9 protein-coding genes are annotated in these 13,414 nt (G+C 63.0%); 1 reads left to right on the plus strand and 8 read right to left on the minus strand.

What is annotated here, in order from left to right; genetic code table 11:
* Positions 1-211: 211 nt before the first annotated feature.
* The 4 genes from BKP54_RS26700 to BKP54_RS26715 all read right to left on the minus strand — a co-directional run bounded on the left by BKP54_RS26700 (position 212) and on the right by BKP54_RS26715 (position 6,284).
* Positions 212-1,531 (minus strand): extracellular solute-binding protein, encoded by a 1,320-nt coding sequence (locus tag BKP54_RS26700; protein WP_025428382.1) that lies wholly within the window; start codon positions 1,529-1,531, stop codon positions 212-214.
* 162 nt (positions 1,532-1,693) lie between these two features.
* On the minus strand, positions 1,694-3,034 hold the full coding sequence (locus BKP54_RS26705; RefSeq protein ID WP_025428383.1) for a sigma-54 dependent transcriptional regulator: 1,341 nt from the start codon (positions 3,032-3,034) through the stop codon (positions 1,694-1,696).
* Positions 3,031-4,935, minus strand: coding sequence for an ATP-binding protein (locus BKP54_RS26710; protein WP_225906408.1), 1,905 nt, complete (start codon positions 4,933-4,935; stop codon positions 3,031-3,033). The genes BKP54_RS26705 and BKP54_RS26710 overlap by 4 nt, the downstream gene beginning before the upstream one ends.
* Positions 4,935-6,284: an extracellular solute-binding protein gene (locus BKP54_RS26715; RefSeq protein ID WP_128090502.1), complete on the minus strand. Its 1,350-nt coding sequence runs from the start codon at positions 6,282-6,284 to the stop codon at positions 4,935-4,937. The genes BKP54_RS26710 and BKP54_RS26715 overlap by 1 nt, the downstream gene beginning before the upstream one ends.
* Before the next feature lie 506 nt (positions 6,285-6,790).
* On the opposite strand from BKP54_RS26715, the gene BKP54_RS26720 reads away from it, so the two are divergent.
* Positions 6,791-8,605 (plus strand): ABC transporter ATP-binding protein, encoded by a 1,815-nt coding sequence (locus BKP54_RS26720; protein ID WP_025428386.1) that lies wholly within the window; start codon positions 6,791-6,793, stop codon positions 8,603-8,605.
* Positions 8,606-8,733: 128 nt separating this feature from the next.
* On the opposite strand, the gene BKP54_RS26725 is transcribed toward BKP54_RS26720, so the two are convergent.
* The 4 genes from BKP54_RS26725 to BKP54_RS26740 all read right to left on the minus strand — a co-directional run bounded on the left by BKP54_RS26725 (position 8,734) and on the right by BKP54_RS26740 (position 13,348).
* Positions 8,734-9,942 (minus strand): TIGR03862 family flavoprotein, encoded by a 1,209-nt coding sequence (locus BKP54_RS26725; protein ID WP_025428387.1) that lies wholly within the window; start codon positions 9,940-9,942, stop codon positions 8,734-8,736.
* 82 nt (positions 9,943-10,024) lie between these two features.
* Complete coding sequence (locus BKP54_RS26730) at positions 10,025-11,098, minus strand: amino acid ABC transporter permease (protein ID WP_025428388.1); 1,074 nt, start codon at positions 11,096-11,098, stop codon at positions 10,025-10,027.
* Positions 11,095-12,285: an ABC transporter permease subunit gene (locus tag BKP54_RS26735; RefSeq protein WP_084815192.1), complete on the minus strand. Its 1,191-nt coding sequence runs from the start codon at positions 12,283-12,285 to the stop codon at positions 11,095-11,097. The genes BKP54_RS26730 and BKP54_RS26735 overlap by 4 nt, the downstream gene beginning before the upstream one ends.
* 19 nt (positions 12,286-12,304) lie before the next feature.
* Entirely contained in the window at positions 12,305-13,348 is a 1,044-nt protein-coding gene (locus BKP54_RS26740; RefSeq protein ID WP_038577778.1) for an amino acid ABC transporter substrate-binding protein, read from the minus strand.
* Positions 13,349-13,414 lie beyond the last annotated feature (66 nt).

A 13,414-nucleotide genomic window follows, 5' to 3' on the forward strand; every position in this document is an offset into this window, starting at 1 on the left:
GACTCCGGATTTTGGTCGACAAGCCTGACGCGCTTGCGGCGCCCCTGCGCCTCTGGATCGCTGGGGTCGCAGCAACGCTGTCGGCTGCTGCGCGGTTGCTTCAGGATCGGTTCGGATCACTGAGAGCCGACCGGCAGGCGCGTCAGGCTTGGCGAAGGCATGGTTTTCGGGGATGGCCGCCCGCCGGGGCAGGCGGCTTTTTAAGCCGGCGTCAGTCGACGAGAGCCAGCGCTTCCTCGGCCTTGGCCTTGGCGGCGGCGTACTTCTCGGTCGCAAAGGCGGCCCATTTCTGCTCGAGTTCCGCCTGGCGGGCGGTCTTTTCCTCGCCGCCGGTGAAGGCGTCGCGAATCTGCTGGCTGGCAGCTTCGTCGGCAGTGATCGGCATGGCCGCGATCAGCGCGTGGGCTTCCGTCAGCAAAGCGCGTGCGGGAGCCTGTTCGTTGGCGGCAACTGCGTTTTCGGCTTCGTGGATCGCCTTGGTGGCGCCCTTGATGTTGTCGAGCTGGAACGAGATCAGCTGATCGTAGAGCGTGTCGACGACGTCGGTGCGCTTCTTCGAAACGTCGGAATCGAACGTGATCATCGACTGGAAGCGCGGATCCTTGTAGGGATTCGGGAAGCCTTCCGGTGCCTTTTCGTAGAGGGCCGGGTTGATCGGCAGACGACGGATCGCCGGTTCGAGCAGAACGGCCTGGCCCTTTTCCGAAAGCAGGTAGTTGACGAAGGCTTCAGCACCGGCCTGGTTCGGCGCATTGGCAACGATGCCGATATTGGCCGGAACGACCGTCGTGACCGACGGGTAGGCGAAGCTGACAGGGAAGCCGCTTGCCTGTGCCGAGAAGGCGAAGAAGTCGATGACGATGCCGATGCCGGTCTGGCCGGAGTTGACCGCGTCAGGAACGCCGAACGAACGCTCGGTGACCTGCTGCAGGTTGCCGCCGATACCCTTCAGCGTCGCCCAGCCCTTGTCCCAGCCTTCGCCCTGCAGGATCGTCTCGATCGTCAGGTGGGTCGTGCCCGAACGCGAGGGCGCAGCAATCGCGATGTGATCGTGGTATTCGGGCTTGGTCAGGTCGCTCCACTCGACCGGCTTCGGCAGATCGTTGGCTTCGAGATAGCGATCGTTCGACATAATGCCGTAACCGGAGGCGGCAAAGCCGAAGTAATAGCCGTCCTTGTCGTTGACGGGGTAGGAGCCGACCTTTTCAGGAAGGCCGGTGACCGAAGGCGTGAACTTGGCGAGCAGCTCGCGGCTCTTGAGGCTGTCGAATGCGTCCGGGGCCGATGCCCAGAACAGGTCGACCTGGTTGTTCACCTTGGTTTCATCGATGTATTTGACGCCCGAGCTCGTGCTCTTGTTCTGGACGTCGAGGGTGAAGCCGGGGTTGGCCGCTTCGAAGCCCGCCTTGAACGGATCGGTCACATCCTTGGAAAACGACGTGACGATCGTGACTTTCCCGCCGTCCTGGGCGTAAACCGTCACGACGAAGGCAGCCGACATCAGCATCGCCGCAGCAATGGTCTTCAACATATAGGTATCTCCTCCCAATAGGGACACCGCTTGTTTGGTGTCCGATCTATTGAGAGCAAGCACCGTGCCAGATTGAAAACCGCCGGAAATCAGCAGTTCTTTGTCGGCTGATGGGTAAAAAAGGTAACAACCTCGCAAAAGGACGGGGTCAAACCGGTAACATCAGCCGGCTTCGCCATCGCCCTGGGCGGCAATATCGAATTTGCGCATCTTGAGGTAGAGCGTCTTGCGGGAGATGCCGAGCGCATCGGCCGTCGCGCCGACGCGGCCGTCGTGCCTGGCGAGGCTGTCGAGAAGGATGGCGCGCTCGAGGCGGTCCATCTGCACCTCCAACGTCTCGCCGCCTGCCGCTGCCCGGTCGATATCGGAGCGGTCTTCAAGCCCGAGCACGAAGCGCTCCGCGACGTTGCGCAGTTCGCGAACGTTGCCCGGCCATGACCTGCCATTGAGTTCGGCCAGAAGTTCGGCGCTCACCCGCGGCGGGGTGCGGCCCTGTCGTTTGGCGGCGAGGCCGAGGAAATGCTGGAACAAGAGGCCGACGTCGCCCTTGCGTTGCGCCAGTGACGGCAGCTCCACACGGGCGATGTCGAGGCGGTAGGCAAGGTCTTCACGGAAATCGCCCTTTTTGGCCGCCGCATGCAGATCCGCCTTGGTCGCCGCCACGACGCGCATGTCAACCGGCAGCTCGACGTTGGAGCCGAGCCGTTCGATGACGCGCTCCTGCAGTACGCGCAGCAGCCGCACCTGGGCGGCAAGCGGCATCGATTCGATCTCGTCGAGAAACAGCGTACCACCGTCGGCATACTCGATCTTGCCGATGCGCTTCTCGCGCGCACCGGTAAAGGCCCCGGCCTCATGGCCGAAGAGTTCGGATTCCAGCATGGTTTCGGGAATGGCGCCGCAATTGACGGCGACGAAACGCCCCTTGCGCCCGCTGAAATCGTGCAGCGCGCGCGCCGTCACTTCCTTGCCTGTGCCGGTATCGCCGATGATGAGCGCGTCGGTTGTCGCGGCCGCGATGCGCTTGAGTTTCTCCCGCAGCGCAACCATCGGTCCGGAATGTCCGATCAGGCGCGTTTCCCAACCGTCGTCGTCCACCGACAGCCGCAGCCGCCGGTTTTCGAGAAGCAGGCGGCGATGGTCGCGGGCGCGGCGTACGGTTTCGATGAGATGCATCGGATCGGCGGGCTTCTCCAGAAAATCCCAGGCGCCGTCGCGCATGGCGCGAAGCGCCATCGGGATATCGCCGTGCCCGGACATCAGGATGATCGGGATCTCCTGGTCGATCTTGCGCACGGCGGCGACCAGATCGAAGCCATCGTGATCCGGCATGCGCACGTCGGAAACGATAACGGCGCGGCTGTCGGCGCGAAGGCCGGCGAGCGCCGATGTCACCGAGCCGTGCGGCGATACGCTGAGGTCTTCCAGTTCGAGCACCTGACAGCAGGCTTCAAGCACGCTGGCATCGTCGTCGATCAGGATGATATCCGGGTCCAACGTCATTCCGGGCCTTTCAAGGATACGAGGAATTGCGTGCCGTCCGCACTGGTTTCAAGGATCGATATCTCGCCACCGAAATCCTTGACGATGTTGTAGGAAATGGAGAGGCCAAGTCCGAGGCCGGAACCGACCGGCTTGGTGGTGAAGAAGGGATCGAAAACCGCGCCGACATCGGCAGCAGCAATACCGGTTCCGCTATCGCCGACGACAAGGCGGGCATCGGTACCGACCCTTTCGATCATTGCGTTTACCTGGCGAACGGGCCTGTCTTTAACGGCATCCAAGGCGTTGCCGATGAGATTGACCGCCACCTGTTCGAGCCGCACCGGTTCGGCCATGACAAGGACTGCGGCGCCTTCCGGCAGGCGCAGTTGTATTTCGACAGCCTCTTCCTCGAACCGATGTTCGAGCAGGCTGAGCGCGTCGCGGACCGCCGCGGTGAGATCGACGGGCCGCAGCTGCGCGTCGGGCCGGCGGGCAAAGCGACGGATATGGCTGATCTGGTCGGCCATGCGCCCCGTCAGTCCCTTCATCTTGTCGAGATTGAGCAATGCTTGATCGCCCTTGTCTCGCCCGATCAGAGTGGTGGCGCTATGGATATGCGCCCGAAGGGCTGCCAGCGGCTGGTTGAGCTCGTGGCCGATGCCGGCCGCCATCTGCCCGAGAGCCGCGAGCTTTGCCGACTGGATCAACTCGTCGCGCGTCTGGCGGAAAAGTACCAGCGCATGGGCGAGATCGCCGAGCTCGTCGGCCTCGGGTGCGGGGATCGCGGTTGCCGGACGCCCGCTGCTGATCGCGCCGGCGGCTGCCGAAAGAAGCCGGATGCGTGCGAGCAGATTGCGGTAGACGTAGAAGAAGCCGATCGCAGACGCGAGCAGCACCGAAAGAATGGCGATGGCGACGAGCAGGCTGCGCCCCGTTTCGATAGCCGCAGCGGCCCGTTGGGCGGCGGCGGCGGCGCTGGCCTCGATCGTCACGACTTCCGTTTCGATCCGGCGCCCCAGGTCCTCGACGAGGCGGCCGTTTTCGCCGGCAAGTTCGGAGAGCTTTGCCGCCTCGATCATTTCCGAGCGCTTGCGGTTGGGAATGCCCGTCAGAACGTCGGACTGGTCGAGAATGCGGCGTGCCAGTTGGCGAACGGTGATGCTATCAGGCCAGTTATCGAGGCTGGCGATGCGGCTGGCGAGTTCGTCGGCGCTGTCACCGAGGAAGGCATTGGTTTCCTGAATTTCCTCTTGCGTGGTGGCGTTGACGAGCCGGCCGATCAGCCCGGTTGCCAGGTTCGCTTGCGACACGGCCGTCAGCAGCGCCTCGCTCTTTTGCTGCTCAGCAAGTGCGGCCGCCCCGTTTCCGTTGCGCGTTTCGGCTTCGATGTTGAAGCGAATGTCGTCGACGAGCGGATCGGCCTCCTCGAGGAGATCGGCCTGGACCCACCGCAGTTCGTCGGTATCGGAGCGCATCGCTTCGCGAAGTGTAAAGCGCTTGCCGGCGGCAAGGTCGATCTTGTCGAGGTTTTCGCCGATCGCTTCCGCCAGCGGCAGCAGATCGGTCGCATCCGACTTTGTGCCGCTTTCCCCAAGCAGCGAGCGCAGTGTGGTCAGGCGCGCCGCGTAGCTGCTGCGGATCTCGTTGTACTCGGCACGTGTCTCAGCGCCTGCGAGAACCGTCGTCACCGAACCGATGTCGGCACCCGCCTTCGACAGTCTCGAGGCGAAGGCGAGTTGCGGCATCTGGTCTTCCGCGATCCGCGACAGTTCACCGGACAGACGCTCGTAGGAGAGCCAGCCGACAAGGCAGGCGCCGACGGCGAGGCCGACGATCGCGACGAAGGCAAGGACCAGGCGCGCGCCGATGCCGAAGCGCCAGCGGCGCATCCCGGCAGCAGGGTCTAACGATTGGCCCATCACTGCCGCCATGGCTGCAGATCTGTCGCCGGTCGCCCGACGGAGGAGAGCAGCATTTCGGCCGTCGCCAGGTTCCGCTCGATGGTGGCGCGCAGCCGCTGCGTCAGTGCGGTATGCGCCGGCGAGCGGGCAATGCTGCGCGGCCACTCGGCCTTCAGGGCTTCGTCGGTGTTTTCCACATCGCTGGCCGAAAGCGGCGGCGTGCCCAGCAGACGCCGGGCTCTCGCAAGCGTGCTGCGCTGCTGCGCGTCCTCGATTTCGATCGCTTCCAGATCCGTCACCCTTTTCCAGAGCCGGGCAAGCGTCGCCCGGCGGCGCACGATATAGTCGTCGAAGATCAGGTTGACGAGACCGTACCTTCGAGCAGACAACGCCGCGTCGAAACCGCCGTATTTCAACAGGCCGTCATCACTCTCTTGGGGCAGTAGTCCCTTGTTGAGCGCCGGGTTGAGAGGAATGCGGGCGACGGCGGGCAGCAACAGCACCTTCTGGCCGTCTTCAGACAGAACGAAATCGATGAAGCGCTCGGCGGCGGAAACATTGCGCGCCCGGGAGAGGATCGCGATGCTGGCCGGCACGAACACGGTATCGGGCGGCAGGATGAACACATTGCCGGCGTCGGCGAATTCTGGCGCATTGGCGAGGAAATCGATGGTGATGCCGATGCTGAAGCGCCTTTGGGCGACACCGGACGCAACGCCGAAACTGCGCGCGGTAACCGTCGATAGATTGCCGCCGAGCTGGGACAGCATCGCCCAGCCCTTTTCCCATCCATAGGTCTGCAGCAAGGCCTCGACGATCAGATGCGTCGTGCCCGACCGTGACGGCGTGGTGATGCCGATCTGGCCGGAATAGATGGGGTTCAGCAGGTCCTGCCAGTCCCGCGGCACCGGCAGCTTGTTCTGGGCGAGGTAGGACTGATTGTAGACGAAGCCGTAACCGGAGAGCGCAAAGCCGAGATAGTAACCCTCGGGATCGTTGACCGGGTAACCGAAGACTTTTTCAGCCGCGCCCGTGTGGCGCGGCGCAATCGGGCGCAGTTCGCCGCTGCGCTTCAAGAGTTCGAAAGCATCGGTCGCCGAGGCCCAGAATATGTCGGCCGGCACATCGGCTTTCTCCATGACGAAGCGCGTCGCGCTTGCCGTGTTGCGCTGAACGATCGACGTGCGGATATCGGGATTGGCCTTCTCGAACGCCCGGCGAAACGGCTCAAAAAAGGATGGCGGGTAGGAGGTGACAACCACCAGGTCCCGTTTTTCGGCTGCCTGCGCAGCGATCACGGGCATGCTGAGGCCGGCAAAAGCCAGCAGTTGCAATGCCGCAAGAATGACGAAACGGAACTTCAACACTGCATGCCACCACGACCAGCGCCTGCTTCTTCTTAAAAAAAAGCTGCCGCGGTCCCTCCCTCATTATCGCCATCCCGGCGGGTTGATCCCGCCATCGGCCGACGGTTTACTCTGCTACGAAGACCGTGTCGCCGTAAACCCCGGGGCGTCTTGTACACTGTTGCAAGCAAGCCGCACCGGTTGCACTTTGGCGGCATGGCTAGATTTCCTCGCTTGGCGGTTGCGGGCGATTCGCCTATAAGTCGATTTCCGGCAACAGATCAGGGAGGTTTCAGATGCCAGCTTATTCTTTCTCCCTACGGGGCGGCGTACAGTTCTGAACGAGACGCTGGGGGGCTTCGGGCTCTTTAGCAGTTGCAAGTCAGGACCTTTCTCGCTGACTTTGGTCTTCCCTCGATGCGGAAGCTACCAATCCATTGATGCCGATCGGAAAACAGTTTCCCTTTCTCGGCATGTTTCATTGACCTGAATTTTGAGGCCAATGCTCCAGGCATTGGGCAATCGTTATGGCTTTTACTCGTTTCGCCTTGCGCGGCGGTGCGTTCCGCAGCGTTCTCGGTTTCACCTGGGTTCATTGGAAGCGCCAGCCGCTTCGCCTTGCCTTCATCCTCGGTGCCGTCCTGTTTTCGACGCTCGCGGATGTCCTGACGCCACTTTACTCCGGTCGGCTGGTCGACGCGGTCGTGACCGGTGCTGCCTCCGACCAGGTGGCCTGGGACGCGGCCCTTGCGGCATTCTGGACGATGATGGCGCTGTCGCTCGGTGCCATCATTTTCCGGCATGTCACCTTCATGGGTGTCGTCGACCTGACGCTCAAGATGATGTCCGACATTGCCTCGGCGGCCTTCTTCCGCATCCAGCGCTTCTCGTCCGACTGGCATGCCAACAGCTTTGCCGGCTCGACGGTGCGCAAGGTGACGCGCGGCATGTGGGCGCTGGACCTGTTGAACGACACGCTGCTGATCGCGTTGTTTCCGTCGATCATCATGCTGGTCGGCTCGACCGCTTTGATGGCGTGGTACTGGCCGATGATGGGTGTCATCATCGGCGTGGGCTCGCTTGTCTTCATCGCTGCGACGGTCACGTTGTCGCTCGGCTACGTCGCGCCGATGGCACGCCTGGCCAACAGCTGGGATACCAAGCTCGGCGGTTCGCTTGCCGATGCCGTCAGCTGCAACAACGTTGTCAAAGGCTTCGGGGCCGAAAAGCGCGAGGATGCGCGGCTGGTCAAGGTGCTGGCCAAATGGCGGGACCGCACGGGCCGGACCTGGGTCCGCGGAACGGTGAACGGTACGACGCAGGGTGCCCTGCTGCTCGTTCTTAGGGCGGCGGTCATCGGCTTTGCACTGTTTCTCTGGTCGCGCGGGCAGGCAACAGCCGGTGATATCACCTTCGTGTTGACCTCCTTCTTCATCCTGCAGGGCTACCTGCGTGAAGTGGGCATGCACATCCGCAACCTGCAGCGGTCCGTCAACGATATGGAAGAGCTGGTCGACATCCACGCCCAGCCGCTCGGTATCGAAGATAAGGCCGAAGCAAAGCCGATCCGCATCACCGACGGTCGCATCGAATTCAACGATGTGACCTTCCACTACGGCGCCCATCGCAAGCCGCTCTATGATCGGTTCTCGGTGACGATCCCGGCGGGCGAGCGTGTCGGCCTTGTTGGACATTCCGGCTCGGGCAAGACGACCTTCGTCAAGCTGATCCAGCGCCTGCATGACCTGAAGTCCGGCCAGATCCGGATCGACGGTCAGGATATCGCCGGCGTTGCCCAGGCTTCGTTGCGCCAGCAGATCGCGATCGTCCAGCAGGAACCGATCCTGTTCCACCGCTCGCTTGCGGAGAACATCGCCTATGCCCGGCCGACGGCCACGCAAGCGGAGATCGAAAAAGCCGCAAGGCTTGCGAGCGCTCACGACTTCATCACGGGCCTGCCGAAAGGCTACGGCACGCTGGTGGGCGAACGCGGGGTCAAGCTGTCGGGCGGCGAACGCCAGCGCATCGCCATCGCCCGGGCCTTCCTGGCGGATGCACCGATCCTCATTCTGGACGAGGCGACGTCGAGCCTCGATTCGGAATCGGAAGTGCTGATCCAGCAGGCGATGGAGCGATTGATGCTGGGTCGCACCACCCTGGTGATCGCGCACCGGCTGTCGACCGTACGCGCGCTCGATCGGTTGCTGGTGTTCAGCCACGGCCGCATCGCCGAGGAGGGCACGCACGAGGCACTCATCCGCCTCGACGGCGGCATCTACCGCGGCTTGTTCGAGCGGCAGGCGCTGGAACTGACCAAGGGCCTGGTCCTCAACGACAGCTAAGGCCGGGCGCAAGCCGCAAATGCCGAAATGCAAGGACGCCGGTACCTGAGTGTGCCGGCGTCTTGCGTTTCTTTATCTGTTATCCCGCGTCGTCAGTGATACCGCTTTGCGGGGGGGGCGACGCTTGCCTACCGTCGCAGCCATGCGTCGATGCCGCGTGCCGCAGCACGACCCGTGGCGAAACAGGCGGTCAGCAGATACCCGCCGGTCGGCGCTTCCCAATCGATCATCTCGCCGGCAACGAAAATCCCCGGCAGCGCGGTGAGCATGTAGGCGTCATCCATGGCGCTCCAACGCACGCCGCCCGCCGATGAAATCGCCTCGGCAATGGGACGGGGACGAAGGACGGCAATCGGCAGCGACTTGATGCGTTCGGCAAGCGCGTTCAGATCGGTGCGTGTGGCCTCGGGAACAATTTCGCGCAGCAAGGCCGATTTGACGCCCTCCAGGCCCGCACCTTTGCGCAGGCGATTGGAGACGCTCATCTTGCCGTCTTGGCGCGCCAAGTCCTTGGCCAGCCGTTCGACCGTTCGTCCCGGAGCAAGATCGATTGACAATGCCGCAGAGCGCTGCATCTCCAGACGGTCGCGCAAATGCGCCGCATGGGCATAGACGAGGCTGCCCTCAATACCGTGACGGGTGATGACGAATTCGCCGGGGATCGTGCCTGCCTCTGAAGTCGCCGTCACCGATTTCAGCGCTTCGCCGGCAAAGCGCTCACGGAACGCATCGCTCCAGTCGACATCGAAGCCACAATTGGCTGGGCGGAAGTCGGTGACATCGACGCCGGCGTCTTTCAGAGCCGTCGTCCATCCGGCGTCCGACCCGAGGCGCGGGTAGCTTGCCCCGCCGAGTGCGAGAAGCGTGGCATCGCTGTGGACGGTCTTATGCCCATCCGGCGTGTCGAAGGTCAGTGTCTGACCGGCAAAGCCAGTCCATCGGTGCCGCGTCAGGATCCGCACGCCCTGCGCCTCAAGCCTCTTGATCCAGGCGCGCAGCAGCGGTGAGGCCTTCATCGCCTTCGGAAATACCCGGCCGGACGAGCCGACGAAGGTTTCGGTCCCGAGACCTTCCGCCCAGACGCGCACGTCCGCGGGCGTGAAAGCGTCGAGTGCCGGGCGCAACTGTTGCGACGCGGCGCCGAAGCGATCGGCAAAGCGCTCGAAATCCTCGGAATGGGTGATATTGAGGCCGGACTTGCCGGCAAGCAGAAACTTGCGCGCAACGGTCGGCATGCTGTCGTAGACCGTCACCGAATGGTTCTGCATAGACAGGATCTCTGCCGCCATCAGCCCGCTCGGCCCGCCGCCGATGATCGCGATTTCGCTTCGTTTCATGTGCCCGTCCGGCGTCCGATTCCGTTACGGGGACTCTTGGCCCGTCACGGCGCCTCGCGCAAGGCGGGGCGAAGGGCGCGCTTCAATGCCTGCTCGCGGTGTTCAGACGTTTCTCGAGCCAGATGCTGTAGCGCGAGCCGGCAAAGCAGATGATGAAATAGACCGCGGCGGCGAAGACATAGGCTTCGGTATAGAAGCCGAGCCAGGTCGGATCCGTGGCCGAGGTCCTTGCCGCATTCAGGAGGTCGTAGATGCCGATCACCGCCAAAAGCGACGTGTTGAGCACGATGCCGATCGAAAGATTGACGATCGCCGGGATGACGGCGCGCAGCGCCTGGGGAAGGACGACGAGGCGGATCGTCTGGACATAGCCCAGACCAAGGGAAAGTGCTGCCTCCCGCTGGCCCCACGGCACCACCTGTAGGCCGGCACGGATGACTTCGGCGAGATAGGCCGAGAAGAACAGCGTTACGCCGATCTGTGCGCGCAACAACTTGTCGATGGCGGCCCCGCTCGGCAGGGCGAGCGGAACGATCAGCATGGCGACATAGAGCACTGCGATCATCGGCACGCCGCGCAGCGTCTCGATAAAGGTGATCGCTAGCGTCCGGACGATCCCCATGCTCGATTGTCGGGCAAGAGCCAGCAGGAGCGCGATCGGGAATGCGAAGGCGAGGCCAGCGATCGAGACGACCAGCGTGATCGGCAGCCCGCCCCAATTGTTGGTCGACACCACTGGTGGCGTCAACGTTCCCGCCATCAAAAGCCAGCTCAAGACGAGTGCGGCGATCCAGAGCGGCACAAGCCGGAAACTCCAGAACCGCGGCAGGGCGGATAACACCAGCAGGGCGAGCACGGTTATAACCACAAGGGCAGGGCGCCATTGCAGCACGGGCGGAAAGAACGCGAAGAGGATGAAACGCAGCTTGGCGCCGATGAAAGCCCAGCAGGCGCCGACCCCGTCAACCGCACAATCTGTCGCGGTTCCCGTCCATACCGCATCGAAAATTGCCCAACGGAGGAAAGGTTGGAGAAACCAGACAAAGACGCCGAGGGTAGCGAGCGTGATGAGGCTGTTACCCCAACCGCCGAAGAGGCCGCTTCGCCAGCGATGCCAGTCCGGCGCAACAGGTGGTGGCAGTTCGATATGGCTCATCGCCGTGTCTCCCCGCGAAGGACAATGCGGCTGTTGTAGAAGTTCATCAGTGCCGACACCGAGAGGCTCAGGGTGAGATAGACGGCGGCGATGATGCAGATCGCTTCCAGCGCCTGGCCGGTGGTGTTGGCGGTGGTGTTGGCGACGCTGACGATATCGGGATAGCCGATCGCCACCGCGAGGCTGGAATTCTTGGTGAGGTCGAGAAAGCTTGAGATCATCAACGGCGTGATGACACGCAACGCCTGCGGCAAGACGACGAGACGCATGATCTGCGCCGGCTTCAGGCCCAGCGCACGCGCCGCTTCCCATTGGCCCGATTTTACCGACTGGATGCCGCTCCGCACGATTTCGGAGATCGAGGCGGACGCGTTGACGACCAAGCCGATCAAGAGCGCGAAGAATTCCGGCGTCAGCGACAGGCCGCCCTTGATATTGAAGCCGCCCTTGGCTGGCAGATCGATGGTGGCAGCGAGGCCGAAAGAGGTGAGCGCGAGCGTGCAGACGACCAGCGAACCGAACACGGTCATGGTTGCCTTCGGCATATAGAAGGTCGCACCTGTCAGCAGGCGCCGGGCGAGCGACAGCGACGCGTAAGCCGTCAACAGGATGGCCGGCAGCCAGATCGCCCAGGAGAGGCCGTGTAGCGAAATGGACGGGACATAGACACCGCGATTGCTGAGATAGACGCTTTCCAGGAAGAGATAGGCGCCGCGCGGCGGCGGTAGCGCATGGATGATCGCGCTCCAGAGGAAGAGCTGCAGCAGCAGCGGCGTGTTGCGCAGCAGTTCGACATAGGCATGAACGAAGGTTGCCAGCAACAGGTTACCCGACAGCCGGGCGATGCCAAGGGCAACGCCAAGAAACGTGGCGAGCACACAGCCGACGACGGCGACCTTGACGGTGTTGGCTAGGCCCGCCGCAAGCGCGCGGGCGTAGGTGTCTCCCGCCGAATAGGGAAGCACGGTTTCGCCGATTTCGAAATTCGCCTGATGGAAGAGAAAGCCGAAACCCGGAGTGAGGCCCATGCGTTGCATGCTGTCGACGGTGTTGGAGCCGAAGAGCGCAAAGATCCCCAGCACGCCGATAAACAGGACGATCTGTTGAAAGGGCGAGGGGCCGAGCCAGGTGCGCAACCGCGAGGGAAGTCCGGGCCCTAGCGGGCCCGGTTGAAGAGTGGATGTCATCGCAGATACCGGCAAAGGCTCAACGGAACGGCGGCGAATAGAGTAGGCCGCCGGCGGTCCAGGGCTGGTTGTAGCCGCGATCGAAATTGAGCGGCGTGCCCTTGCCGACGTTGCGGTCGAAGATCTCGCCGTAGTTTCCGACCGCCTTGACGATGTTATAGGCGAACTTCGGGTCAAGCCCGATGGCTTCGCCGAGCGACGGATCAACGCCGAGGAAGCGCTTGATGCCCGGATCTTCGCTCGTAAGGAAACTGTCGACATTCTTCTGGGTGATGCCGAACTCTTCCGCCTGGATCGTGGCGTAGACGGTCCAGTTGACGATCTCCAGCCACTGGTCGTCGCCGGCGCGAATGGCCGGTGCGAGTGGTTCCTTCGACAGGCGCTCTGGCAGAAGGACATAGTCGTCCGGCTTGGAAAGCTGCGTGCGCTTGGCGGCAAGGTCGGTCGCATCCTGGGTCAGCGCATCGACGCGACCGGAATCGAGTGCCTTCAGGAATTCGCCGGTCTCTTCGATCGTCACAGGCGTAAAGGTCTTGCCGGTCTTGCGGAAGAAATCGGCGATGTTGAGTTCGCCGGTCGTGCCGCTCTGGACCCCGATCGTCGCTCCGTCGAGCTCCTCGCCCTTGCCGACACCAAGATCCTTGCGCACCAGCAGGCCCTGGCCGTCATAGAAGACCACCGGGCCGAAATGGAAGCCGAGCTTGAACGCTCTGGTCACTGTCTGGGTCACGCCGGAGAGCAGGATGTCGAATTCGCCCGATTGCAGGGCGGGGAGGCGCTGCTGCGGCGAGGAGTTGGTGAACTCGACTTTCTCGGTGTCGTTGAAGACGGTGACTGCGAGCGCGCGACCGAAATCGACGAAGAAACCCTGCCAGCGGCCGCTGCTATCCGGCGTGAAGAAGCCGGGCGTGGTGCCGACGCCCACCTTGATGAGCCCGCGTGCCTTGATCTTGTCGAGGGTCTCGCCCGCAAGGGCGGAGGAGGCGATCAGGGCTGCCGTCAGGGCCGCCGTGGCTGTAAATGCCTTTGTGAAAAATCTGCTGCCGATAGAATTTCGCTGCATGAAGAGGCTCCTGGCCATGGTGTTCGTCCGTCGCGCCGCCCGACAAATCCCGGGCCGCGACTGCCT

Source organism: Ensifer sp. 1H6 (assembly GCF_001976035.1).
Classification (GTDB): domain Bacteria; phylum Pseudomonadota; class Alphaproteobacteria; order Rhizobiales; family Rhizobiaceae; genus Ensifer; species Ensifer canadensis.

Bases quoted from the DNA above. Each gene is read 5' to 3' on its own strand.
- BKP54_RS26700 (WP_025428382.1), bottom strand. From the start codon at position 1,531: ATGTTGAAGACCATTGCTGCGGCGATGCTGATGTCGGCTGCCTTCGTC.
- BKP54_RS26705 (WP_025428383.1), bottom strand. From the start codon at position 3,034: ATGACGTTGGACCCGGATATCATCCTGATCGACGACGATGCCAGCGTG.
- BKP54_RS26710 (WP_225906408.1), bottom strand. From the start codon at position 4,935: ATGGGCCAATCGTTAGACCCTGCTGCCGGGATGCGCCGCTGGCGCTTC.
- BKP54_RS26720 (WP_025428386.1), top strand. From the start codon at position 6,791: ATGGCTTTTACTCGTTTCGCCTTGCGCGGCGGTGCGTTCCGCAGCGTT.
- BKP54_RS26725 (WP_025428387.1), bottom strand. From the start codon at position 9,942: ATGAAACGAAGCGAAATCGCGATCATCGGCGGCGGGCCGAGCGGGCTG.
- BKP54_RS26730 (WP_025428388.1), bottom strand. From the start codon at position 11,098: ATGAGCCATATCGAACTGCCACCACCTGTTGCGCCGGACTGGCATCGC.
- BKP54_RS26735 (WP_084815192.1), bottom strand. From the start codon at position 12,285: ATGACATCCACTCTTCAACCGGGCCCGCTAGGGCCCGGACTTCCCTCG.
- BKP54_RS26740 (WP_038577778.1), bottom strand. From the start codon at position 13,348: ATGCAGCGAAATTCTATCGGCAGCAGATTTTTCACAAAGGCATTTACA.